This is a genomic window from Gilliamella sp. Choc5-1, assembly GCF_001690595.1.
GTDB lineage: Bacteria > Pseudomonadota > Gammaproteobacteria > Enterobacterales > Orbaceae > Gilliamella > Gilliamella apicola_M.
In genome coordinates this window covers 26,644-53,256 of the sequence record NZ_LZHH01000029.1, presented here as the reverse complement: position 1 = coordinate 53,256, position 26,613 = coordinate 26,644, and the positions used below count along the sequence as shown (strand labels likewise).

Genomic DNA, 26,613 nt, shown 5'->3' with positions numbered 1-26,613 from the left:
AGCGGATTGTTTTAAGACATTTAATATCACGCATTCATTAAGCAAGAAAGGATGTCCTTATGACAATGCGGTAGCGGAAGCGACATTTAAAACAATTAAAACGGAATTTGTAAAAGGCCAACGTTTTAACTCAACGGCTGAGTTACAACGCGCTTTTTCGGCTTATGCTTATTGGTATAATCATAAACGATTACATTCTTCGTTAGGCTACTTGCCTCCCGTTGAATTTAAAAAACACTTACCCCTTAATTTTTTTGTTTGAAAATGTGTTGCCATTCCAGTAATACATTAAAGTAGGCTTTGTTTCGGCGTCACTTTCCTAAAAATGTACTCATTCATAGTGACCAAGGAATCCGATACTGCAGTGCTGATTTCAATCAATTATTGTTACAATATGAACTAAGACAAAGCATGAGTCGAAGAGGCAACTGCTTTGATGATGCGATTGTTGAAAGTTTCTTTCATACACTCAAAATCCATATTATCCATGACTGTTACTACAAAACGGGAAGTTAGCTGATCAAGCACTATTTGAATATATTGGGATCTATTATAATCGTATACGTCATCATTCAGCCAACGGCTGGTATCGCCGCTGCAATATGAATAAAAATATTACCGAAACAACAAAATGGTAGCGATGGACACTGCCTAATATTTTGGCTAGGATCAACAAGGAAGATGCTCAAAAGGTGGTTAATCTGATTCTTAGTAATAAAAGTAGCTTATTAGCTAAATCAGATATCAGCCAAATTTTAGACTTTACTTTAGTAACTCAAATTAATCTCGTCAATAGTTTGCATTACCCTTGTAGTAATAAGCGGTTTAAGTGTTTCGTTCATTTTTTCAATTTTTGGTATATTTTCATCACCTTGGTCATCTAAATAACCTTGCTCACGTAATGATGCAACTAATATTGAAAACACACCTTTATCAAAAAATTCAGGCGCATTAATGCCGTGTAAGACAGATAATCGTTCAGCAATTAATCGACCTTCTTTTTCTAGCGTCGCACGGCTAATTGTTGGTTCTTTTTGTAATAAAGAAAACGCAATAGCATAACGTTGCAGAGTATCTTTAGATGATGCCGCAATTAATTGTAATCTGGACATTTTTAAATTATTTAATGTTAATTTATCGTGTGAATAGTTGATAAAGTTTAATTCAGCATACGCATTAATAATTTTATTTACATATTCAGTAAGTTGTTCTTCATTATGATAAAGAAATAACTCTGATTTAATTAAAGGGAAAAGTAATTTTACTTGTTGTAAAACTTCATCAGGTGAAATTTGGTTATGTTTGATCATAATTCTGGCTATGATGGCAGGAATAATCAGTAAATGCTGAATATTATTGCGATAATAAGTCATTAACACTGCTTGTTCGTTTGTAAGACCAACCATTTCCCCCGCTTCATCAGTAGTAATAATGAATTTGCCCATATCTTTGGCATGTTCAAATAATTCTTTTGCTGTTTGCTCTGGAATAGTAATTAAATTTGAATAAGGAATGGCATTTAATAATTTTATTAGATAATCAATATGTTCTAAAAGTCTGGCTTTGGTTAAAGCTCGCTGTTCAGCTGCTAATAAGATTGAACAACATAAGTTCATTGCATTAATTGCTGCTGATGAATTGATATGCTCCATAATCTGTTTAGCAAGTAAGTTGGTTGTTGGTGTTAACCATTGTGGACGTTGGGTACCTGTTGCTTCGATAGCATCTCGCCATTCTGGAACATGTTGGTTTAGAAATTGATTTAATGGAATAGGTTGACCAAAGTTAACGTAACCAAACCCTAATTTTTTTAGTTTTAAAAATGCTTTGATAGTTCGCCACAAACTCTCTTTTTCTTTTTTAGCGCCTCGTAGTTCATTGGCATAGGTTGCGACTTCTAGTACATGCTCATAACCAATATAAACAGGAACAACAGTAATTGGTCTTGCATCACCACGCAATAATGTTTGAATGGTCATCATTAACATCCCCGTTTTAGGATCGAGTAACCTACCTGTACGAGAGCGCCCACCTTCAACAAAATACTCAACAGCATAACCACGAATAAATAACTCGGCTAAATATTCACGAAAAACAGATGTGTAGAGTTTATTACCTCGAAATGAACGGCGAATAAAAAACGCGCCTAATCGTCTAAAAATAGGACCTGCAGGCCAAAAGTTTAGGTTAATACCTGCAGCAATATGTGGCGGAACTAAACCTTGTCGATAAAGCACATAAGATAATAATAAGTAGTCCATATGGCTACGGTGACAAGGTGCATAGACAATTTCATGACCATTTTGTGCCAATTCACGAACAGGATCGGCATTGGTCACTTTTAGTCCTTGATAAAGTCGATGCCACGCCCAAGTAAGGACAAAATCAGTCACTCTAAGCATACGATAAGAAAAACTAGCGGCAATTTCGTTCAAATTAGCTAATGCATTTTTTTTCGCTTTATCAAGAGTAATATTCTTACTTTTGGCTTCTTCTTGTATTGCTTCTGAAATTACTTGCTTTTTGAGTAAATTATTGAGCATTGCTTGGCGAACTGGAAGCTTAGGGCCAATTGAAGCCATACGTTGTTTGGCAAAATGAATACGCGCAACTCGTGCCAACTTATGGGCTAACATTGAAAGGTCTTGCTCTGCAACATCGATATCTTTAAACGAAACAGTACGAGAAAAGCGTGTATAACAGTCTCTTCCTGACGTCATTATTTTAAAAAATTTACTGGTTGCACCAAGCACTTGTAGTGATAACTTTTTTTTGCCTTCTTTATCAGGTCGACGCCCAAACATGACCGAAACGGGTAACATTTGAATATCAAGATCATGATTTTGTTGATGTGCTGAAATATAATCTCTTAAAATACCAATTGCTTTATTTTTTTGTTGATTTGATGCAAAAATGCCAGGACCTTTGTCAATATAGATATAAGCAGGAACGTTTTTTCCGTTGATGTCGATACCTATTAATGGATCGGGTAAATTAAATTGTAAACAAAGTGACCGAATTACCATCAAATCGATTTGAGAGTTATAAGGTAATACATATAAAATGGGTTTATCGATATCAAGGTCTAATTCTGTTATCGGATCAGTAGGAATCGGTTTACTTTTAACAAAAAGTTTTACCAGCATTTGGATAAGAAAAAAATAAACTTTACTCCACCAAGAAAACATAAAAAATAAACCTCATACTTTTGTATTATTGACATACTTAACTGATTTTAATTATTTAACTTATTAACTAAACAAAATATTTTACTTGTAAAGCTAGATAGTGTTTTGATAAATTAAAAAGCAATTAAGTATATACTTATTACCATTTGATTGTTAACAAATTTGCACAATCTTTAGACCATATGATTTTAGGTAAATAAAAACTTGATTATAACGTTTTATTTCTAGCAACGCCACGAATCTACTCGGCTTTTATTTTCAATATTAATTTTATAAATAAATTTGTGTATTGTACTTTGCATATAAAAAAATAAAAAAATGAATTATATTTATTAGATAGTAATGTAATTAATCTTTATCTACATAAAGATTCTATAAAAAGAGGTTTATTTTCATAACACACTTTTATTTTCTGTAAAAAAGATTATCTTATTAGACACTTAAGATAATTTTCCCCTAATTGATTAAAAAATGAAATTATATGGCCTTTCTAACACTAAAATTAGCTGTGCATTGATATCTGCATGTATAAGTACCCCTTACAACACTACTCGTTTTATAAAAGATTTAATTGCCGGAATAACTGTTGGTATTATAGCCATACCACTAGCAATGGCACTGGCAATCGCTAGTGGTGTACCTCCTCAGCATGGCCTATATACTGCAATTATAGCGGGATTTGTAATTGCATTAACAGGTGGTTCAAAGTTTAGTGTTTCTGGGCCTACAGCAGCCTTTGTAGTTATTTTATATCCTGTATCATTACAATATGGATTATCGGGGTTATTTATTGCAACATTACTGTCTGGTATATTTCTTGTATTAATGGGATTGATTCGATTAGGTCGATTAATTGAATATATCCCATTACCGGTTGTATTAGGTTTTACTTCAGGCATTGCTATCACTATCGCGACCATGCAAATAAAAGATTTTTTTGGTTTAACGCTTGAACATATGCCAGAAAGTTATATTAGTAAAGTTATTGAACTAATTAAAACGCTACCAACTATTAATATTGCTGACACTATGGTCGGTGTAGTAACACTGACTGTGTTAATCGTATGGCCAAAACTAAGGCTTAAAATATCAGGACATTTACCGGCACTGATTGCTGGCGTTATTGTCATGTTTATTTTTAATCAATTTGGCTATCAAATTGAAACGATTGGTTCACGATTTACCTATACACTAGCTGATAATACGATAGGTCATGGCATACCCTCTGTTCTACCAGAGTTTATTTTACCTTGGCAGCATGCTAAGTTTACTTGGGATTGGTCAACATTTACTGCCTTACTACCAATTTCACTGACCATGGCAATGTTATGCGCAATTGAATCATTACTCTGTGCTGTGGTATTAGATGAAATGACACACACTAAACACCACTCAAATAGTGAACTTATTGGTCAAGGTTTAGGAAATCTTATTGCACCATTCTTTGGTGGAATTTCAGCAACAGCGGCTATTGCACGGTCGGCGGCAAATGTCAAAGCAGGTGCAACTTCGCCTATTGCCGCTGTTTTGCATTCTTTAGTTGTTTTACTTGCTCTTATTTGCTTTGCACCAGCATTATCATTTATCCCACTTTCTGCTATGGCGGCATTATTACTTATCGTGGCATGGAATATGAGCGCGGTTCAACGCGTCATTTATATTATCAAATGCGCGCCTAAAGATGATATTTTGATTATGCTTATTTGCATGTCGTTAACAGTCCTATTTGATATGGTGATTGCCATTACACTTGGGATTGTACTTGCCTCAATTTTATTTATGCGTCGTATTGCTCGCATGACTCGCTTAGTTGAACTTAATCGTAGCGATAATAAAATCTTAGCATTACGCATTAATGGACCACTGTTTTTTGCTGCTGCTGAACGCACATTTTTAGAAATCTATCAAAAGATTAATGGATATAGACATATAGTACTACAATGGGATGCTGTACCTATTCTTGATGCTGGTGGGCTCAATGCTTTAATACATTTTATTGATGAACTACCTGAAGATGTTGATTTATCAATTTGTGAGTTACAATTTCAACCACTAAAGACACTAGCTCGTGCAAAAATAGTTCCTATTTCTAATAAACTGATGTTCTATTCAACATTAGATGAAGCACTGAAAGATAAAACTAAGCCTTAATAACTAATTCACTGTGCAGTGAAAGTTTGAATAAAACTAATTACTGTGCAGTAAATTGAGTCTTGACTATCTTTTTTCATTTCCTAAATTATTTTTGATATGTTGTGAACTTAAAATCGGGTAAACTAACAAATAAACTATCAATTAGCTGTAGAAATTCCATAAGCAAAGTAGATAATGTAATGAATGAACAATTAAAAACTAATAACCCAAATATCAATACCAAAAGAGCCATTCGTAGTTTTGTTTTAAGGCAAGGACGTTTAACCAAAGGGCAAGAGCAAGCATTAATCAATTTATGGCCTATCTTTAGTATTGAATATAATGCAAATTCCCCCATTACTTTTGACACAAACACACCTATAGTGCTAGAAATCGGTTTTGGCATGGGAGCTTCGCTTGTTGAAATGGCAAAACAAGCACCCAATAAAAATTTTTTAGGAATTGAAGTGCACAAGCCCGGTGTTGGTGCTTGTTTAATGGCAATTGAAGAAAACCAATTATCAAACTTAAAAGTAATGTGCCATGATGCTGTAGAAGTATTAGAAAATATGATTCCTAATCATTCACTAGATAAAGTACAAATCTTTTTCCCTGATCCTTGGCATAAGGCAAGACATAACAAACGTAGAATTATTCAGCCTAAATTTGTGCAGTTAATTTGCAAAAAATTAAAATTAGGTGGCATTTTGCATCTTGCAACAGATTGGCAACATTACGCAGAACATATGTTAGAAGTTTTAACCCAAGCGGAAGGATTTGAAAATTTATCACCAACGGGAGATTACATTCCTAGACCAGATGATAGGCCAATTACAAAATTTGAAAAACGAGGGAAAAATCTTGGTCATGGTGTTTGGGATTTGCAATTTATGAAAAAATAATGGATAACTAGCAATCCATTAAGGAACCATTATACAAAATGAAATAATTGATTTATTACCGTCGCCCTGTTGAAGCTTATAACTCAACCCCATTAACACAGGTAAAAATAATCGATTATTCAAGTAGCGTAGTTTTATTTTAGATTATCTACATAAATAAGGTTGATTCAAAAATGATAAACAAGCACTACCAATTAGATAAAGTTGTTATATTAAGCCGTCATGGTATTCGTACACCGTTACAAAATACACTTGAATTTCTTGAACAAGTAACACCATTTAAATGGCCTAAATGGCAACATCCTTATGGTTATTTAACAACCCGAGGAGGTGCTTTAGAAGTCTATTTTGGACACTATTTATCACAATGGCTTGAAACCCATGACATAAAACTTTCGGTAACTGCTCCAAAAATATTTGTTTATGCTAATAGCCTACAAAGAACTGTCGCAACCGCACAATTTATTATCGCTGGTGCTTATGCAGGTTATGATATTGCAATTAACCATAAATACCCAATCGAAAAGATGGATCCTATTTTTGATCCAAGCCTAAGAGATGATTCACCAGAATTAAAACAAGCAGTATTACATGACATTGAACAAACCAATCAAGCCGAGTCCATTTTTAAAAATTTAGCTCCCGCTTATGAAGTTTTATCTGATATTTTAGATTATCGACATTCAACATTATATGCTAAACACCAATGCCCATTAGCTGATATTCCGCTTAAGCTTCATCTGGAAAAAAATGAAGAGCCAGCATTACTTGGCGCACTAGCGATAGGGGCATCAGCGGTTGATGCCTTTGTATTACAATATTATTCAGCATTTCCTAAAGAACATATTGCATGGGGAAGAATAAATGACTTAGCCCAGTGGCAACAAATCGTTCAGCTTCGTAATCAATATATTAATTTAATATGCCACACTAAAACACTGGCAAAACATTCTGCTACGCCCATCATCAATACTATAGACAATCTTATGCAACAAGATAATACAGTAAACTTACTTGTAGGGCACGATAGTACAATTGTATCATTGCTAGGGGCATTAGAGTTTGAAACTTATCAACTACCAAAGCAATTTGAAAGCACACCAATAGGTGGAAAAGTCGCTTTACAACGTTTTCGTCACCTATCTACCGGAGAATACTTTTTTAAAGCTGAATATATTTATCAAAGCTTTGAACAACTCCATAATGGACAAGTACTGAATGCGGATAATCCACCACAGCATTATCAACTTCAACTAAAAAATGCAGCGATTAATAATGAGGGTTATTATAGTTGGTCAGATTTTGAGGAACGAATAAAATCTTTCAAAATTAACTAATTATCGTTAAATTATTCAATGTCGCCTAAAATTAAATAAGCTAATAACGATAAACAAACAAAGATTATAATAACAAAAATTTTGTTAAAAACTTTCAGGAAAGGTATCCGTTTCAGTATAAAACAAACACGAAATGTAATCGATTTTAAGAAAGATTGCGTTTTATTGGCTAAAATCTATTCTAATTAATTAACCTAAATCTTCTTTTTAAGTAAACCACTCATAAATCATGATGGTTATTATCATAAAAAGATTAAGATTATACATAAACACATACCTTTCCTGAAAGTTTTTGACAGAATCAATTATAACACTTAATGTAAACGATTTCATAAAATGTTATCTAGATCACTTTTTACAACCTTCTTTAATGTTATTATCGCTTTTAACAAATAACTTTCCTATTCTTAAAAAGAATGTAATCGATTTCTAAATGAGTGTGTTAATCATTTAAAGCCTAACAAAGGAAGTTCATTATGAATCAAAAAATAAAATTATCACTAAGTAATAAGAATTATTGGGTATTTAGTATCTACTTCTTTCTTTACTTTTTTATTATGGGCGCATATTTCCCATTTTTTCCTGTTTGGTTAAAAATGAATGGTCTAGATGAAGCAAATACTGGATACGTTTTTTCATTTATTTCATTATTTGCGCTTTTTTTTCAACCTTTGTTTGGATTGATTTCTGACAAATTAGGATTAAAAAAACATCTTCTTTGGATCATCACTCTACTTCTTGTGTTATTTGGACCATTTTTTATATTCGTTTTAGGACCTTTACTTCAATTTAATGTCACTTTAGGCGCCATTGCTGGTGGGCTTTATCTTGGTATGGTGTTTAGTGGGGGGGCTCCAGCTATTGAAGCACTTGTCGAAAAAATAAGTCGACGTAGTGGTTTTGAATTTGGTCGTTGTCGTATGTTTGGCTGTTTTGGTTGGGCCATATGTGCCTCGTTTGTTGGAATTATGATTTCTAAAGATGTCAATGCCGTTTTTTGGTTATGTTCTGGATTTGCATTGATTCTTCTATTTCTAGTCAAAATTGCCGATCCTGCCAAAACGTCAACGACCGAAGTTGTTGAGCAAATGGGATTAAACAAACCTGAACCATTTAATCTAAAACTTGCTATTAATTTACTTAAAATGCGTAAAACTTGGTTTTTTATGCTTTACATAATTGGTGTTGCTTGTACTTATGATGTATTTGATCAACAGTTTGCTAACTTTTTTACTTCATTTTTTTCTAGTGAACAAGTGGGTCGAGAAGCATTTGGCTATGTCACAACACTTGGCGAATTCTTAAATGCAACAGTAATGTTTTTTGCACCACTGATTGTCATGAAAATAGGCAGTAAAAATACCCTACTCATAGCTGGTACTATTATGTCTATTCGTATCACAGGCTCAGCATTTGCTAGCTCTGCAGTCGAAGTTGTTATATTAAAAACATTACATATGTTTGAAGCGCCTTTACTACTTGTTGGTGCATTTAAATATATTACCACGCACTTCCCTATTCGTTTATCCGCAACTGTTTACTTAATTGCATTTTGTTTTGCAAAACAACTATCGATTATGTTTATGTCCATATTTGCCGGCCTAATGTATGTTAAAATAGGTTTTGAAGGAGCATATTTAGTCCTTGGTTTTATCGCATTCAGTTTTACTCTGATTTCTTCCTTTACATTATCAGGGCGTGGACCATGGGATCTGTGGAAACATAAAAGCAGTGAAAGGTCTGAAGATTAGCAGACACTCACTATAACTATTATTGAATTAGATGAAGGTTTTATTATGAAAATATTAGTAACTGGTGGTTGTGGATATATAGGTAGTCACACATGTGTTCAATTAATTCAATCTGGTTATACGCCAATTGTGCTTGATAATTTATTCAACAGCAAGGCTTCGGTATTAGATAGAATACAAACAATCACAGGAAAAAAAGTCGATTTTTATCAAGGTGATGTTTGTGATGCACAATTATTAGCAAAAATATTTGCTGAACATAGCATTAGTGCAGTTATTCACTTTGCGGGTCTTAAAGCAGTCGGCGAATCAGTACACAAACCACTTGAATATTATGAAAATAATGTTTACGGCAGTATTGTACTAATGAAGGCAATGCGTAATGCTGGAGTTAAACAGTTAGTATTTAGCTCATCAGCAACGGTTTATGGTGAGCTTGCGCCAGTTCCTTATGTGGAAACTTTACCACAAGGTTTACCTACTAGTCCGTATGGAAAGAGTAAATTAATGGTTGAGCAATGTATTATGGACTTAGCCGTTGCTGAACCTGATTGGTCATTAACTTTACTTCGTTATTTTAATCCTGTTGGCGCTCACCCAAGTGGTTTAATGGGTGAAGATCCACTAGGTATTCCTAATAATCTTATGCCATATATCACTCAAGTTGCTGTTGGCAAACGTGAATCATTAGCCGTTTTTGGTAATGACTACCCAACAACGGATGGTACTTGTGTGCGTGATTTTATCCATGTTGTTGATTTGGCTGATGGACATATTGCGGCACTCAAAGCCGATCATAACCAACATGGCGTACATATTTACAATTTAGGTTCAGGTGTTGGTTACAGTGTATTACAAGTTATCACCGCTTTTGAAAAAGCATCAGGAAAACCACTCAATTGGCACTTTGCACCAAGACGTGCAGGGGATTTACCCGCTTTTTGGGCTGATGCAAAAAAAGCGGAACAAAAATTGGGGTGGAAAACCAAACTCACGCTTGATGACATGGTAAAAGATTCTTGGAATTGGCAATCAAATAACCCTCAAGGCTATCCTGATTAACAATACATTTTATAAAACATACAAAATTAACAGAAGAGGCAAAAATGGATATTTTTAACCCAGTTGACCATCCTCATCGTCGTTACAACCCATTGACCAATCAATGGGTACTTGTTTCACCACATAGGGCAAAACGCCCATGGCAAGGGCAACAAGAAGTATTAAACGAAGAGCAAAAACCAAGTTATGATCCGACTTGCTTTTTGTGCCCAGGAAATAAACGGGTAACAGGTGATATCAATCCCAATTACACTGGAACGTTTGTTTTTACCAATGATTTTGCTGCATTAATAGAAGATACACCTGAATCACCACAAAGTGCAGATCCACTATTTCAAATGCAAAGTGCAAAAGGAACGAGCCGAGTTATCTGTTTTTCACCTGATCACAGTAAAACGTTGCCAGAACTTGATTTAGCCGCTATTGAAGGAGTTATTAAAACTTGGATCGAGCAACTGCAAGAACTTAGTCAACGTTATCCTTGGGTACAAATATTTGAAAACAAAGGATCAGCAATGGGATGCTCTAACCCCCATCCACATGGACAAGTTTGGGCTAATAGCTTTTTACCGAATGAAATTGCGCGTGAAGATCTAAATATGCGTAATTACTTTGAAAAATACCATCGCAATTTATTGGTTGATTATGCCCAAAAGGAACTTATTAATCGTGAGCGAATCGTTGTAGAAACTAAGTATTGGCTTGCCATTGTTCCTTTTTGGGCAATATGGCCATTTGAAACCTTATTATTACCAAAAATTCACATTCCACAATTAACCCAATTAAATGACGAACAACAAAGTGATTTAGCTATTGCGCTCAAAAAATTAACGAGTCGCTACGATAATTTATTTCATTGCTCTTTCCCATACTCTATGGGTTGGCATGGTGCGCCATTTATGCAAGATAAAAATGATTATTGGCAAGTACATGCACATTTTTATCCCCCTTTATTACGTTCCGCCACAGTAAAAAAATTTATGGTAGGTTACGAAATGTTAGCCGAAGTACAAAGAGATTTAACCCCAGAGCAAGCAGCTGAAAGATTACGTAACGTTAGTGATGTGCATTATAAAGACAAAAAGGATAAATAGATGAACGCATTAATCAGAGCAACTACACAAGCATTTGAATCTAAATTTGATTATAAACCCGATACACTTATACAAGCCCCCGGTCGTGTAAATTTGATTGGCGAGCATACCGATTATAATGATGGTTTTGTTTTACCTTGTGCTATCGATTATCAAACGATAATAAGTTGTCACAAACGTTCAGATAATCTTGTTCGAGTTATTGCGGTTGATTATGATGATCAACAAGATGAATTTTCGTTAGACTTACCTTTTGAAAAACACACCAAATATCAATGGGCAAACTATGTGCGTGGCGTAGTAAAACACCTAAAAAAATATGCTAATAATATTTGCGGCGTTGATTTGGCAATCAGTGGTAATGTGCCTCAAGGTGCAGGATTAAGCTCATCAGCATCACTTGAAGTTGCTGTAGCAAAGATGTTTCAAGTTTTATATAATTTGCAATTAGATGGCACTAAATTAGCATTGATCGGTCAAGAAGCTGAAAACCAATTCGTTGGTTGCAATTGCGGTATTATGGATCAACTGATCTCCGCCCTTGGGCAAGCTCAACATGCATTGCTAATCGACTGCCGATCATTAGAAGTTAAACCAGTTTCAATTCCTACAGATTTCGCAGTTGTGATTATTAACTCTAATATCAAACGCGGATTGGTTGATAGCGAATATAATACCCGACGCAAGCAATGCGAGACAGCAGCTAAGGCGCTCGGCGTAAAAGCACTACGTGATGCATCGTTAGATGATTTAAAACATATTGAAAGTACGCTCGATCCAATTGCTTATAAACGTGCTCGCCATGTGATAACTGAAAACGAACGGACTATAAAAGCAGCTCAAGCTCTAGCTAATGGTGACTACAAATTGTTATCAAATCTAATGGCTCAAAGCCACAACTCTATGCGCGATGATTTCGAAATTACTGTACCTGCTATTGATTATCTAGTTGAAATAATTCACGGTGTAATTGGTGAACAAGGCGGTGTTCGCATGACCGGCGGTGGCTTTGGTGGTTGTGTGGTGGCTTTAGTGCCAAAAGCTAAAGTTGACGATGTTAAAACGATAGTTAACCACAATTATGTTAAAAAGTTTGGTATTAAAGAAGACTTCTATATCTGCCACCCAATTGAAGGAGCTAACGTGATATGCCTATAAAACAGATAATCACACTTTCAAACAAGCACGGTATGCAAATTAAACTATCTAACTGGGGAGCCACGTGGCTCTCTTGTATATTGCCTGTCGATGAACAAAACCGTGAAGTATTACTGGGTTGCCAAACTTTCGAACAATATGAAAAGCAAGATGCTTATTTAGGTGCTACAATTGGCCGATACGCTAACCGTATTGCCAATGCGACAATTGATATTGACAATAGACACTACCCACTTGTGGCTAATCAAGGTGTAAACCAGTTACATGGAGGCAAGTTAGGTTTTGATAAACAACTATGGCACATTCAATCTCAATCTGATCAACAAATCACATTTACTTTAACATCACCTGATGGTGATCAAGGTTTCCCTGGTGAACTTAATGTTGAAGCTACCTATCAATTGACTGATGACAATAAAGTCGTTATCAAATTTAAAGCAACAACTACCAAAACAACACCTGTTAACTTAACCAATCATGCTTACTTTAATCTAGATGGAGAAACTAGCAAAGATATTCTTAACCACACCTTGCAAGTTAATGCTAACTTATACTTACCTGTTGATAGCAATGGCATACCAAGTAATGATTTAGTTTGTGTCACCAAAAACGATATGGATTTACGTAAACCAAGGCTAATATCTGATAGATTATTAGCAAGTCTTGATCGACAAATTACAGGTGGTTACGATCATGCTTATTTATTGGATAAAAATCAAGCTATAGCCGCTAAGCTCGTTTCATCTGATAAAAAAGTGACAATGAATATCACAACGACCAAACCATCTTTACAAGTATATACAGGGAATTTTTTACAACATACGCCAAATCGCCATAACGGCGAATATGATAACTTTGCAGGGATCGCGTTAGAAACGCAGTTTTTACCTGATAGCCCTCATCATCCTAAATGGCCACAAGAAAGTTGTTGGTTGCAACCAAATCAGATTTATAGCCATCAAACAACTTATCAATTTACCTGTAGAAATTCCTCACATTGTTTACCGTAATTTGAGAAATTACGGTAATAAATATCCATAAAAAACAAAATTAACGCCCTATCACAGACACACGATAAGGGCTGATATCATAAAGAAAGCTAGAAAATATTTACCTTCCCACATTCATTTGATTTTTTTAGTTTTTTTACATAAACGTAGTGCACTCCTGAAACTTTTTGACAAAATGACGCTGTCTTTATTTATTTAAATAAAATATCTGTTTAGATAAACTGAGTAATAACCAGCATATCAACTAAAAATCGACAAAAATCACCTGTCCACAAACCAATGGAAAAACCGAAAGCGTGATGCGAGTTTGAATTGAGATGTGGTATAAGCAGCCAATATTAGCGATTGAAAAGAGATAAAACAGAAGCTTAAACACTTTATTAATTGTTGTAATACCGTTAAAACCTATAAAGCAATTTTAGGAAAAACACCTTATGCGTTTTTAGAAGGGTATTTTAATCATGAAATGTAACAACTCGATGTTTTCCTGAACCTGCAAAAAAGTAAGCATTTAAGAGCAAAACAATGCGGAATTTATAAGGTTAAACTAACATTCATTTATAAAATTAGGTATCATATAAGAATCAAACCTACTGGATAACATCACTCATGAAAAGTAAAGCTTTAACTGCAATATTCCCTGGCACGTTCGATCCGATCACTAATGGGCATATCGACCTTATTACTCGGGCTTCGTTACTCTTTCCTAGATTAATTATTGCCGTTGCTGAAAATCCTAATAAAAATACACTTTTCACATTAGAAAAACGTGTTAACTTAGCTTCAACCGCTGTTGAGCATTTACTTAATGTTGAAGTTATCGGTTTTAACAATTTAATGGCTAACTTTGCGTTAGCGCATAATGCCACGGTTATCGTTCGTGGAGTACGCACCACAAATGATTTTGAATATGAACGACAACTGGCTGAAATGAATCGGGCGTTAAAATCAGATTTAGATACAATATTTTTAATGCCATCAATCGCAATGGGATTTATTTCATCAACAATAGTTAAGGATGTCGCTTACCATGGTGGTGAAGTTTCAAACTTAGTTCCTTTGCATGTTCAAACAGAATTATTAAAGCGCTTAACATAAGTTAAAAACGGATATGGTTAATTTTTACACTCCACAGAAAAAGAAGCTCAAACCACAAAAATTGACAGTAACAGTATCATCCTTAGATACTTTTGGGCAAGGTGTTGCTAATCATAATGGTAAAACAATTTTTGTTAAATCTGCCTTGCCTAATGAAACCGTTGATGTTGAAGTAACTGAAAATAAAAAAAATTATGCTAAAGCCAAAGTTATTAAATATCATAATTTGAGTAAAGACCGTGTCAAACCACAATGTGAATATTATCAAAAATGTGGTGGTTGTGAATTGCAACATATTTCACCCCATTTACAACAACAAGCAAAGTATGATGCATTAATCAAACTGTTACAAAAAGAAACAGGACAACCATTAACCCATATTACTCAAAATCCCACACACATTATTGCCGATCAGCCTTATTATTATCGTCGACGGGCAAGACTGTCGATTAATATTGTAAAAGGCGAATTAGTGATTGGGTTTCGTCAAGCTGAATCAAACCAAATAACCAATATTAAACATTGTCCTATATTAGTTGTTGAGTTAGATTCCTTGCTAACACCTTTACAAAGCGTACTAAACCACATCAAACAGAAAAAAGCGCTTGGTCATATTGAATTAATTTCAGTCGATAGTGGCATAATTATCGTCTTAAGACACACCATGCCATTAACTGAACATGATAGTAAATTATTAAAACAATTTGCCGAAGATAACAATATTTCACTTTATTTTCATGGCAAAGAATTAGTGCATATTACAGGTAATACTGAACATTTTTATTTAATTAATAACCTAAAATTAACGTTTAGCCCTCTCGATTTTATTCAAGTAAATTGTAAAATAAATCAAAAAATGATTAATCAAGCGCTTGAGTGGCTAACGTTAAAGCCAACAGATCGGGTTTTAGATCTGTTTTGTGGAATGGGTAATTTTTCGTTACCTATAGCAAAATTAAGTAAAACTGTAACGGGAGTTGAAGGTGTTGATGCTCTAGTTGAAAAAGCAAAATTTAACACTATATTAAATAATACTGAGATTTGTGCGGAAACCAATTTTTTAACTAGCAATTTAGATGATACTCAACAATTTTCGATATGGAGTCAATCACAATATAATAAAGTATTATTAGATCCAGCAAGAGCTGGTGCATTTAATGCAACAATTAAAATCGCAAAATTAGCCCCTTCAAAAATTGTTTATATATCGTGTAATCCTGCTACACTTGCACGAGATAGCAAAGAACTTATCGATGCAGGATATCAAATTGCTCAAGTTGCTATTTTAGATATGTTTCCGCAAACCAAACACATTGAATCAATGTTGTTGTTAATAAAATCAGGGACATAAGTTATGGTATCGATTAGAGGCGCACACCAACATAGCGAAGAACATTATCCACTTACCCAGTTTGATGTTGAACGATGGGCAAAACAAGAGTTATTACTAACTAACCCCGCATCTTATACAAAATTTAGAGAAATCTGGGACTTTTGTTTTGAAAGTAGCGCAGGCGCACCTGAGCAAGTCTATTGTTTTCAAAACTCAATAGAAATGGTTGAAATATTAGCAACACTTAATATGGACATCAATAGCTTATGTGCTGCTTTATTACTTCCTTTTGTTGATAGCAAAATAATTCGTCGAGAAGATATTCCTGAAGATTTCGATCGTGAAATTTCTCATATTATTTCAAGCATTGTCAGAATGAAAGAAATTCGCCAACTACGCGCAATTCGTAGCGTCAGTGCAACCACTGAACAAATTGATAGTATTCGCCGCATGTTACTGGCAATGGCAAATGACTTTCGCAGTGTTATTATAAAATTGGCAGAACGCATTACCTATTTGCGCAATTTAATCAATGCACCGCAAGAAGAACAAGTGCTTGCGGCTAAAGAGTGTTTTAATATCTATGCACCTTTAGCTAATCGCTTAGGCATAGGACAATTAAAATGGGAGCTAGAGGATTTTTGCTTCCGCTATTTACATCCTAATGAATATCATTTTATTGCTAAAAAATTACATGAAAAACGATTAGATCGTGAATTATATATCAACCAATTTGTTAATCATTTACAAGATCTAATGAACCAAGATCACGTTCGTGCTGAAGTTTATGGTCGCCCAAAACATATTTATAGTATATGGCGAAAAATGGAACATAAACATCTTAAGTTCGAAGATCTCTATGATATTAGAGCTGTGCGTATTATCAGCGATAGTATCGAAGATTGTTATAATGCATTAGGCATTGTACACAGTCATTACAAACATATCGCCAAAGAATTTGATGATTATGTTGCCAACCCTAAACCGAATGGTTATCAATCAATTCATACGGTTGTTTATGGTCCACAAGATAAAACAATTGAAATTCAAATCCGTACTGAACAAATGCACAACGATGCAGAACTAGGCGTTGCCGCTCATTGGAAGTATAAAGAAGGCAGTACGGATAAAATGACCGCTTATGATCAGCGAATTTCTTGGCTGCGTAAATTATTAACATGGCAACAAGAAATGTCAGAAAGCGGCGAAATCCAAGAAGCGGTCCGTAGTCAAATTTTTGATGACCGAATTTATGTATTTACGCCTAAAGGTGATGTGGTTGACTTACCAGCAGGTTCAACTCCGCTTGATTTTGCTTACCATATTCACAGTGATGTTGGACACCGTTGTATTGGTGCAAAAGTTAGTGGACGAATTGTACCATTTACCTACCGCTTAAAAATGGGTGATCAAATCGAAGTTATTACTCAAAAACATCCTAACCCAAGCCGTGATTGGCTAAATCCTAACACAGGATTTATTAACAGTAGCCGAGCCAGAGCTAAAATTCAAACTTGGTTTAAAAAACAAGATCGACATAAAAATATTGCTGCTGGTCAACAAATTTTAGAGCATGAGCTTGAACCTTTAAATATTAGTATAAAAAGTGTTGAAAAAATCCTAATCAACAAATATAACGCACATTCATTTGACGAAGTGCTTGCTGGTATTGGTAGTGGTGATGTAAGAATTAACCAATTAGTTAACTTCATCAATGCACAATTTAATAAACCCACTGCTGAAGAAGCCGACGAAGCTGTATTAAAACAAATTGCTCAAAAATCAAATATACAAACTAAAAATACCAATAAAACTAATAATAAAAAAGGAAGTGAAATTATTATTGAGGGTGTGGGTAATTTAATGTACACCATAGCAAATTGCTGTCGCCCTATTCCTGGTGATCCCATTGTAGGATTTGTTACCCAAGGACGAGGAATCTCAATTCATCGTGCTGATTGTGAACAGTTGCAAGAGCTTAAAAATCATGCGCCTGAACGTATTACCCAGGCTGTTTGGAGTGATAATACCCTTTCAAGCTACACCATGGTCGTGCAAATTGTTGCAAACGATCGAAGTGGTTTATTACGAGATATTACTACTGTTTTAGCTAACGAAAAGGTAAATGTTCTAGGACTAATTAGTCGCTCAGATATGAAACAACAACTAGCAACAATCGATGTCGATATGGAAATATTTGACCAAGACTCGTTAAATCGAGTACTCAATAAAATCAAACAACTACCCGATGTTGTTGAAGCAAAACGTTTTCAAGGCTAACTAACATGAAAATCGCCACTTTTATAATATTAGTGGCAATTGAATGGTAATACTTAATCTTTATGACTTTCTTTCTAAAATTTCAAATCGGCATAAATAACGATTTTTATCATCAGGTTGATGGATTTCTTGATGAATAACTTGCCACTGTTCAGGTAAATAATCAGGGAAATAAGTATCACCCTGCAATTTAGCATCAATATGAGTCAAATACAGCCGATCGACTAAAGGTAATGCTTGATGATAAATATTACCACCACCAATAATAAATGCCTCATCAACATTCTGTTTTTGGGCTAACAGTATGGCGGCATCAATTGATTGAACCCAACTTACATTTTGAATTGAATTAAGTTCACTTGGTGCTTGCTTTGAAATAATAATATTATGACGATTTGGTAGTGGACGGCCAATAGACTCAAATGTCTTTCTTCCCATAATAACAGGTTTATTAAGTGTATTTTTTTTAAACCATGCCAAATCTGCAGGTAAATGCCAAGGCATTTGATTATTTAAGCCAATTACACGATTATTAGCCATGGCTACAATAATACTTAATATCATATTCAATCCTTTACACATACCCTAAAGATTTTATTTGCTGATTAACATTTTCAGGAAAAATAGTTTGACTCCAAAGTCGCTCACTTAAAGAAAGTAACGACTCTTTTTGTCCTGCAACGATCCAATTGGCTAGTTCGGTAGCAACATCAGGATAGATTATTGGCTTTGGCGAAGGTAACTCTAACCAATACTTAACTTTGGTACAATTTAAATGTTCCATAATTGTTGCCATATCAAGAGATCGTAAACATTGAGCATTATAAATTTGCTCAAATTGACCTGAAACGGGTTTAGTAAGAATCTTTTTACCTAGCGCTAATGCTTCAGATATCAATGCAAAACCTGTATTTGAAATAATGCCAGAGCAACTCACTAACGCTTTGGTGAAATTATCACGACCAAGGGGCTGAAAATGAATATTGCCTTGTTGTGATTCTAATTTTATATCAGGGTGAAAACAAATAAATTGATGATTTTGAAATTGTTTTAACATCACAGTGATTTCATCCAAGCCTTCAAAGGGTAAATAAACCACAATATTGCCATCTTCTGTTGGTGCAGCTTGAAATGAATCAATCATTGGCGGTAATAACTTATGCCCAAAATGAAACCAATGTAGACCAATTGGTTTAGTAACTGGTGCATAATATTTCATAATGACATTAGCGACTAATCCATATTCTTTAGGCTTAAGATATTGACATACAGCTTGATTGCTTATTCCTAAACATTCACGGTGTTGATGATGTGCGGCCCAAGCAGTGACTGGCTCAAAATCACTAATAATACAATCATACTTTGATAAATCGAGTTCCCGCACGTCTTTAATCAGCCTGAAAGCGCGAATTCGTTGTATGGTTTTACGAAAATTAATTTTACCGTTTAGTGTTGCAAAGGTGACACCTCGATAAGTCTTATAATCACCAAAAACTTGCATATCAAAATAGTCTTTAGGATCACGTCCACTAAAAATATAATCAACATCAGCTCCAGCTTTTTTTAATGCTTTAGCTAAAGTTCTACAACGACTGACATGGCCATTTCCTGTTCCTTGAACACCAAAAAGAATCTTCATATCAATATTATTTGCCAATTATTATTGTTAAATATCATACCAGAACACGTCATAATTATCTTATTTTTTTACACATTAACTTAAAATTTTAGTATTTTTAATATATTAATAGACAAGTCGACAAATCAATACAATTAAATTAAACTAGTTATATCAAGGTGATATTTAAACTTTAAGTAGGGCTATTATTTATTTTACAAAAAATAGCGAGATATCAAGATGCCTATAACACCCCAAAATAAACCAATTTGCCAAATAATTGTATTAGCATCAATACTATTTTTGTTTAGTTATTCTTCATGGCATTTATCTAACTTATTATTATCACCAGCTTTAACTTGTCATTCTGCTCATTCCGCATTTGAATTAACAACTAAACACGAACCTATTTCTCAAAAGCAAGTTTTGATTTTACCAAAAAAACCAGTTATGTCAGCTTGTGCTTTATTTCATCAGTGTTTAAATTACAATATTTTAGCTTCTAATTTTCCTATAAAACTTTATATTTCGTCTAGCAGTGAACGATATCTGCCCATTAAGCCTATTCTACAATATAACGAATTTATTCCAGAGTTAAGACCGCCGCAAGCTGTTTAATTGATTTATGTAAATAAAAGCAGTAAGTAACACAACACGTAATAACTGAATTATATTGATATTTGTTTTATCAGTATAACCAGCAGGTTATTGTTAAACTTAACTATTTTTGAGGAACATCATGAAACGTCGAAATTTTTTGATAAATATTACCACAGCTATCGGTGGATTAGTCGCAACTAAAGCTATAGCCCAAATGGGGCACAATAATATGCATGACACAATGTGTGATACTCATTCTGATGAATGTCAAAAGGGGGATAATATGCACCAACACATGAATATGGACATGAATCACAATCAAATGCCGCAAAAACTTTTATCAACTTCAGCACTACCACAAGGAATGAATTTACCAACTTTGGCTAACTTAAAAAATGAAAGTAACCAAGAAGGTGTTTTTGAAGCAACATTACATCTAAAATCAACCAAAATTACCTTAACGCCAGATTTAACCACAGAATTTTGGACCTATAATGGAATGATACCCGGCCCTAAAATCGAAGTATTTGAAGAAGACCATGTCAAAATCACTGTAAAAAATGAACTTACTCAACCAACGACGGTTCATTGGCACGGATTGCTCATTCCATCTGATCAAGACGGCAATCCACAAAACGAAATTCCAGCAGGAGGCAGTCGAACTTATGAATTTACCATTCCTAAAGGCACTGCTGGCACTTATTGGTACCATCCTCACGGACACAATACAGTAGCCGAACAAGTTTATCGCGGTTTAGCAGGTACATTTATTGTTCGCAGCAAACACGATCCACTAGCATCACTCCCTGAACAACATTGGTTCTTTTCAGACTTGAAATTAACTGATAAAGGCCAAATTGCTGATAACTCAATGCTTGATTGGATGAATGGACGTGAAGGCCAATTTGTATTGATAAATGGCTGTTACCGCCCAAAAATCAAAATAGACTCGGCCACACGAATCCGAGTATGGAATTCATGTTCAGGTCGATATCTTAATCTTTCTATCCCTAACTGTGACGTCTATTTAGTTGGCACTGATGGCGGATTATTAGCTAAACCTTATTTGCTTACTAAACCCTTATTATTAACCCCAGCTGAACGTGCTGAATTAATCATAATGCCAAAACAAACTAGTACCGTCTATTTACAATCAATCGGATACGATCGCAATAAAATGGGCAATGTACCACCAGAACAAGATATAATACTGGGCGAGTTAACACTCACTAAATCTGAACCAATTACCTTACCAAACACACTAAACCACCTACCTAACATGGGGCCTGCTGTCGCCCATAAATTACTGGAATATACCGAAGTAATGGACATGAAAGAGCCACGCGGGGGTGTGTTATTTTTAATTAATGGTAAACGTCATGACATGTCGCGAATTGATCTAAAAAGCAAAATTCATGATATTGAAGAATGGACAATATTCAACAACTCCCATATGGATCACAACTTCCACATCCATGGAGCACAATTTATTGTACAATCGCACGAATTAAATGGTAAAAAAACTCAGCCTGAGTACATAGCCTTAAAAGACACCATTAATTTGCGACCACACGAAAAACTCACCATCAAAATACAGCAAAACCTTCCTGGGCTTCGCATGTATCACTGTCATATTATTGAACATGAAACAACTGGCATGATGGGGCAATTAATGGTGGAATAGCCTCCTTCTTTATATTTCTTTCCTTAATTCAATTTTTTCGTATGGTTGGATTAAGGAAGATAAATTAACAAAAACTCGCTTATTACTACCGAAAAAAAGCGAGTTTTTATAAACCTATCATCTTATTAAAATTCCTTTTATCACATTATTCCCTTTGTAATAAGGGTTTTTTCTTTTGCTAAAAAATGCTAAAATGCACGGATTATGATCGTCATTAACTACTGGCAAAAACTCAGCAAACGGTTGATTATCAAAACCGCTTTATCGCACTTATTATTAGGTGTGATTGCTGCTGGATTTGGTTTATGTCAAAACGAAGCGCTTCCATCGGAATCTGACGTTTCGCATAGTGGAATTAGTGCCATTGCATCTTTTGAACAAGATCACCAAGAAACAACAAAAAGAACGTCACAAACGCTATCATCTTCCAAAAAACAGCATACTGTAGCATTTTTAATAACGCCTAATTATGATGATCTTTCCCCTAGCAAGGCGATCCGACTATCCCCTTATAACGGCATACGAGCTGGGCCAAAGACTACCTCTTAGAATTTACACTCAAATAAAACTAATTTTTATACAAGGCAAATGCCTTAAAATCCGTATTGAAAAATAAGAGAACAGTTATGTTATTAAAATTATTAACAAAAGTATTTGGTAGCCGTAATGAGCGTGTATTAAAAAACATGCGTAAACGAGTAGAAAGAATCAATGCCCTTGAACCTGCAATGGAAGCATTATCAGATGCCGAGCTTAAAGCCAAAACCATAGAATTTAAGGAAAAACTTGCCACTGGAACCCAATTAGACGATCTTTTAGAAGAAGCTTTTGCCGTAGTGCGTGAAGCAAGCAAACGTGTGTTTGGTATGCGTCATTTTGATGTACAGTTAATTGGCGGTATGGTATTAAACGAACGTTGCATTGCCGAAATGCGCACTGGTGAAGGTAAAACTTTAACAGCAACACTACCTGCTTATTTAAATGCTTTAACAGGCAAAGGGGTACATGTCATTACCGTCAATGACTATTTAGCACAGCGTGATGCTGAAAATAACCGCCCATTATTTGAATTTTTAGGGTTAACCGTTGGCATCAACCTACCAAACATGCCGCCACACGAAAAACGTGATGCCTACAATGCTGATATCACCTATGGTACCAACAATGAATATGGCTTTGATTATCTGCGTGATAACATGGTATTTAACAAAGAATCACGCGTACAGCGCCCACTGCATTACGCTTTAGTCGATGAAGTTGACTCAATCCTTATTGACGAAGCCAGAACGCCCCTGATTATTTCAGGACAAGCAGAAGACAGCTCAGACAAATACATTAGTGTCGACAAAATAATTCCACACCTAGTTCGACAAGAAAAAGAAGATTCTGAACAATTCCAAGGCGATGGAGACTTTTCGATTGATGAAAAATCTCGCCAAGTTAACTTAACCGAGCGTGGATTAATTAAAGTTGAAGAATTGCTCATAAAACAAGGCATCATGAAAGGTGAAGAATCACTTTACGCACCAAGCAACATCGTATTAATGCATCATGTTAATGCTGCTTTACGCGCCCATCACCTATTCCACCGCGACGTTGATTACATTGTTAAAGACAATGAAATCATCATCGTTGACGAACATACAGGTCGTACCATGGATGGCCGTCGTTGGTCTGATGGCTTACACCAAGCGGTTGAAGCCAAAGAGCACGTTAAAATCCAAAACGAAAACCAAACACTGGCTTCAATCACTTTCCAAAACTATTTCCGCTTATACGAAAAACTTGCTGGAATGACTGGTACGGCAGATACTGAAGCATTTGAATTTAATCAAATTTATGGTTTAGATACCATTGTTATCCCAACCAATCGCCCAATGCAACGAAAAGATCAATCCGATCTTGTCTATATGACTGAAAAAGAAAAGATAAACGCAATTGTGGCTGATGTACAAGAATGTGTAAAACGCGGACAACCTGTTTTAGTTGGAACAGCATCAATCGAAAAATCAGAGCTTGTTTCACAAGCATTTAAAAAAGCGGGTATTAAACACAATGTTTTAAATGCCAAATTCCACGCTCAAGAAGCTGAAATTATTGCTAATGCCGGTAGCAAAGGCGCAGTGACCATTGCCACCAATATGGCGGGGCGTGGTACCGATATTATGCTTGGTGGAAATTGGCAAAGCGAAATAGCCAAAATAGAAAACCCAACGCCAGAAGACATTGAAAAAGCCAAACAAGCTTGGCAAACAAAACACGAAGAAGTGATTGCGTTAGGAGGGCTGTATATTTTAGGTACTGAGCGTCATGAATCACGTCGTATCGACAATCAGTTGCGTGGTCGTGCCGGCCGTCAAGGTGATCCGGGAGCCTCACGTTTTTACCTATCGCTTGAAGATCCATTAATGCGAATCTTTGCATCAGACCGCATTGGAGGCATGATGCGCAAACTAGGCATGAAAGAAGGCGAAGCCATTGAACACCCATGGGTAACCAAAGCCATAGCCAACGCACAAAAGAAAGTCGAAAGTCGTAATTTTGATATTCGTAAACAACTTCTAGAATATGACGATGTTGCCAACGATCAACGTAAAGTTATCTATCGTGAACGAAACGGCTTACTTGATAATAACGACATAAAAGACACCATAGACTCAATCCGTGGTGATGTATTTAACACCCTAATCGACCAATACATTCCACCACAATCGATAGAGGAAATGTGGGACATTCCGAGGCTTGAATCGGCACTAAAAACAGACTTTGACTTAGATTTACCTATAGCAAAATGGCTAGATGAAGAACAAAATCTACATGAAGAAACCTTGCGTGAACGTATCTTACAAATGGCGCAAGACAGATATCTAGAAAAGGAAAACATCGCAGGTGCTGAAGCATTTAGACATTTTGAAAAAAGCGTCATGCTACAAACCCTTGATACACTTTGGAAAGAGCATTTAGCCTCGATGGATTACTTACGCCAAGGCATCCATTTACGTGGTTATGCGCAAAAAGATCCAAAACAAGAATATAAACGAGAGTCATTTAATATGTTTGCTAGCATGTTAGAATCGTTAAAATATGATGTTATTGGTATTTTAAGCCGTGTACAAATTCGCTCACAAGAAGAAGTAGACGAAGCCGAACGCCAACGTCTTGCCGAAATGGAAAAATTAATGGCTAAACAACAAGCTAATCACGAATCACTAGCTGATATAAGTGGTGAGCAATCCCAACTAGCAGGCACATCACAACCAATGGTACGTGCACAGGCCAAAGTAGGACGTAATGATCCATGTCATTGTGGTTCAGGTAAAAAATATAAACATTGTCATGGTGCTGTTAATTAAGACAAAAATTTAGTATTATCTAATAAATTGATGCTTAAATCACCGATTAAGGTCGGTGATAAAATAAAAAAGAAAGCATCAATTTTCCCTAAATTTACTAATAAACAGACAGGATTATGAAAAAACATACTGAAATTGCTGTAGGTATTATTCGTTCACAAAATTGTCAAATTTTTATTACCCAACGCGGTGAAGATTCTCATCTTGCTGGTTTTTGGGAATTTCCAGGGGGGAAAATAGAAGCCCACGAAACCCCATATCAAACCTTACAACGTGAAATCGCCGAAGAAGTTGACATCCATATTCATCAAGCCCAGTTTTTAAAAGTTTTTGAGCACAGCTATGAAGATCGTGACATTACCATTCATGCGTATTTAGTTGAAGAATGGGATGGTGTCCCTTTTGCTAAAGAAGGGCAGCCAAGCCGTTGGGTTGATCAAGAGGAGCTAAATGCCGATGAGTTTCCAGATGCCAATAGACCAATTATTGAGATGCTAAAGAATTTAGACAAACAAATCTAGTTTGTAGCAATTGCTCGCCGCGTTGTTTGTCGTAATTTGACAAGACTCCCATTGAATATAAAACACTAAAACAGGCAACATAATTTTCTGTGCGATTTTTGCACTAACAATGGGGCATTTGCAACTATTGATTCGACCAAAATACATATGTGAAATCCTACTTAAATCAAAAAAAAGCACATCCATTTCTTTCAATAGATGCATTCACTTCAGCTATGCATTTAATATATGCTTTCCTTGTTAGCGTATAAAACATATATTGATATTGTATTTCTCTAATCAAAAAATGTTCTTTATGAAGATAATTATTTTCATGAAAAATTGATTCCAATTTTACACGCAATTGAATCGTAAATTTATCAACTAACATATTAAGATTAGAAAAACTTAAATCTTCCATAATGAACTTTTCACTAAATTTATTTTTTTCAAAAAATTCGAACCAATCAGCACTATAATTAAAAACTTCTGGCATTTTAAAATGTTTACTG

General features: G+C 35.1%; 21 protein-coding genes and 1 pseudogene. 18 read left to right on the top strand and 4 right to left on the bottom strand.

All coding sequences use genetic code 11. From position 1 onward, the window contains the following. Both A9G35_RS02920 and A9G35_RS14065 read left to right on the top strand, forming a co-directional pair. Window positions 1-262: integrase core domain-containing protein (locus A9G35_RS02920; RefSeq protein ID WP_141672645.1), on the top strand; the 262-nt coding region annotated here is incomplete at its 5' end. A gap of 35 nt (window positions 263-297) precedes the next feature. Beyond that, window positions 298-587, top strand: a pseudogene (locus A9G35_RS14065) (IS3 family transposase); the annotation flags it as partial. Window positions 588-767: 180 nt separating this feature from the next. Here the strand turns inward: A9G35_RS14065 and plsB are convergent. Next, a complete protein-coding gene (gene plsB, locus A9G35_RS02915; RefSeq protein ID WP_065635608.1) occupies window positions 768-3,188 on the bottom strand; it encodes a glycerol-3-phosphate 1-O-acyltransferase PlsB in 2,421 nt (806 codons plus the stop codon). A 471-nt stretch (window positions 3,189-3,659) separates the two neighbouring features. Here plsB and dauA point away from each other — a divergent pair, with 471 nt between their 5' ends. From dauA to relA, 11 genes are all read left to right on the top strand, one after another. Next, window positions 3,660-5,339, top strand: coding sequence for a C4-dicarboxylic acid transporter DauA (gene dauA, locus A9G35_RS02910; protein WP_065635607.1), 1,680 nt, complete (start codon window positions 3,660-3,662; stop codon window positions 5,337-5,339). 182 nt (window positions 5,340-5,521) lie between these two features. Further along, on the top strand, window positions 5,522-6,223 hold the full coding sequence (trmB, locus tag A9G35_RS02905; RefSeq protein ID WP_065635606.1) for a tRNA (guanosine(46)-N7)-methyltransferase TrmB: 702 nt from the start codon (window positions 5,522-5,524) through the stop codon (window positions 6,221-6,223). A gap of 173 nt (window positions 6,224-6,396) precedes the next feature. Beyond that, on the top strand, window positions 6,397-7,560 hold the full coding sequence (locus A9G35_RS02900; RefSeq protein ID WP_081300092.1) for a histidine-type phosphatase: 1,164 nt from the start codon (window positions 6,397-6,399) through the stop codon (window positions 7,558-7,560). Window positions 7,561-8,036: 476 nt separating this feature from the next. Beyond that, on the top strand, window positions 8,037-9,311 hold the full coding sequence (locus A9G35_RS02895) for an MFS transporter (protein ID WP_065635605.1): 1,275 nt from the start codon (window positions 8,037-8,039) through the stop codon (window positions 9,309-9,311). A gap of 45 nt (window positions 9,312-9,356) precedes the next feature. Continuing rightward, window positions 9,357-10,373, top strand: a complete 1,017-nt coding sequence (galE, locus tag A9G35_RS02890) for a UDP-glucose 4-epimerase GalE (protein WP_065635604.1) — start codon at window positions 9,357-9,359, stop codon at window positions 10,371-10,373. 44 nt (window positions 10,374-10,417) lie between these two features. Further along, window positions 10,418-11,467, top strand: a complete 1,050-nt coding sequence (gene galT / locus A9G35_RS02885; protein ID WP_065635603.1) for a galactose-1-phosphate uridylyltransferase — start codon at window positions 10,418-10,420, stop codon at window positions 11,465-11,467. After that, on the top strand, window positions 11,468-12,625 hold the full coding sequence (galK, locus tag A9G35_RS02880) for a galactokinase (RefSeq protein ID WP_065635602.1): 1,158 nt from the start codon (window positions 11,468-11,470) through the stop codon (window positions 12,623-12,625). Further along, window positions 12,616-13,635 (top strand): galactose-1-epimerase, encoded by a 1,020-nt coding sequence (gene galM / locus A9G35_RS02875; RefSeq protein WP_065635601.1) that lies wholly within the window; start codon window positions 12,616-12,618, stop codon window positions 13,633-13,635. The genes galK and galM overlap by 10 nt, the downstream gene beginning before the upstream one ends. 609 nt (window positions 13,636-14,244) lie before the next feature. Beyond that, window positions 14,245-14,733: a pantetheine-phosphate adenylyltransferase gene (gene coaD, locus A9G35_RS02870; protein ID WP_065635600.1), complete on the top strand. Its 489-nt coding sequence runs from the start codon at window positions 14,245-14,247 to the stop codon at window positions 14,731-14,733. A 13-nt stretch (window positions 14,734-14,746) separates the two neighbouring features. Next, complete coding sequence (rlmD, locus tag A9G35_RS02865; RefSeq protein ID WP_065635599.1) at window positions 14,747-16,084, top strand: 23S rRNA (uracil(1939)-C(5))-methyltransferase RlmD; 1,338 nt, start codon at window positions 14,747-14,749, stop codon at window positions 16,082-16,084. A 3-nt stretch (window positions 16,085-16,087) separates the two neighbouring features. After that, window positions 16,088-18,346 (top strand): GTP diphosphokinase, encoded by a 2,259-nt coding sequence (gene relA, locus A9G35_RS02860; protein WP_065635598.1) that lies wholly within the window; start codon window positions 16,088-16,090, stop codon window positions 18,344-18,346. 60 nt (window positions 18,347-18,406) lie between these two features. Here the strand turns inward: relA and folA are convergent, their stop codons facing one another. Then, a complete protein-coding gene (gene folA / locus A9G35_RS02855; RefSeq protein ID WP_065635597.1) occupies window positions 18,407-18,910 on the bottom strand; it encodes a type 3 dihydrofolate reductase in 504 nt (167 codons plus the stop codon). A 10-nt stretch (window positions 18,911-18,920) separates the two neighbouring features. Beyond that, the gene (locus A9G35_RS02850; RefSeq protein ID WP_218057181.1) at window positions 18,921-20,003 is read right to left on the bottom strand and encodes an MJ1255/VC2487 family glycosyltransferase; all 1,083 of its coding nucleotides are present in this window, start codon (window positions 20,001-20,003) and stop codon (window positions 18,921-18,923) included. Window positions 20,004-20,204: 201 nt separating this feature from the next. On the opposite strand from A9G35_RS02850, the gene A9G35_RS02845 reads away from it, so the two are divergent. The 5 genes from A9G35_RS02845 (at window position 20,205) to mutT (ending at window position 26,122) form a co-directional block, all read left to right on the top strand. Continuing rightward, window positions 20,205-20,582, top strand: a complete 378-nt coding sequence (locus A9G35_RS02845; RefSeq protein WP_065635595.1) for a hypothetical protein — start codon at window positions 20,205-20,207, stop codon at window positions 20,580-20,582. 121 nt (window positions 20,583-20,703) lie between these two features. Then, window positions 20,704-22,248 (top strand): multicopper oxidase family protein, encoded by a 1,545-nt coding sequence (locus A9G35_RS02840; protein WP_065635594.1) that lies wholly within the window; start codon window positions 20,704-20,706, stop codon window positions 22,246-22,248. Window positions 22,249-22,452: 204 nt separating this feature from the next. After that, entirely contained in the window at window positions 22,453-22,797 is a 345-nt protein-coding gene (locus A9G35_RS02835; protein WP_065635593.1) for a hypothetical protein, read from the top strand. Window positions 22,798-22,874: 77 nt separating this feature from the next. Then, complete coding sequence (gene secA, locus A9G35_RS02830) at window positions 22,875-25,601, top strand: preprotein translocase subunit SecA (protein WP_065635592.1); 2,727 nt, start codon at window positions 22,875-22,877, stop codon at window positions 25,599-25,601. A gap of 116 nt (window positions 25,602-25,717) precedes the next feature. Then, the gene (mutT, locus tag A9G35_RS02825; protein ID WP_065635591.1) at window positions 25,718-26,122 is read left to right on the top strand and encodes an 8-oxo-dGTP diphosphatase MutT; all 405 of its coding nucleotides are present in this window, start codon (window positions 25,718-25,720) and stop codon (window positions 26,120-26,122) included. Window positions 26,123-26,288: 166 nt separating this feature from the next. On the opposite strand, the gene A9G35_RS02820 is transcribed toward mutT, so the two are convergent. Next, window positions 26,289-26,597, bottom strand: coding sequence for a hypothetical protein (locus tag A9G35_RS02820; protein WP_141673747.1), 309 nt, complete (start codon window positions 26,595-26,597; stop codon window positions 26,289-26,291). Window positions 26,598-26,613: the final 16 nt, after the last annotated feature.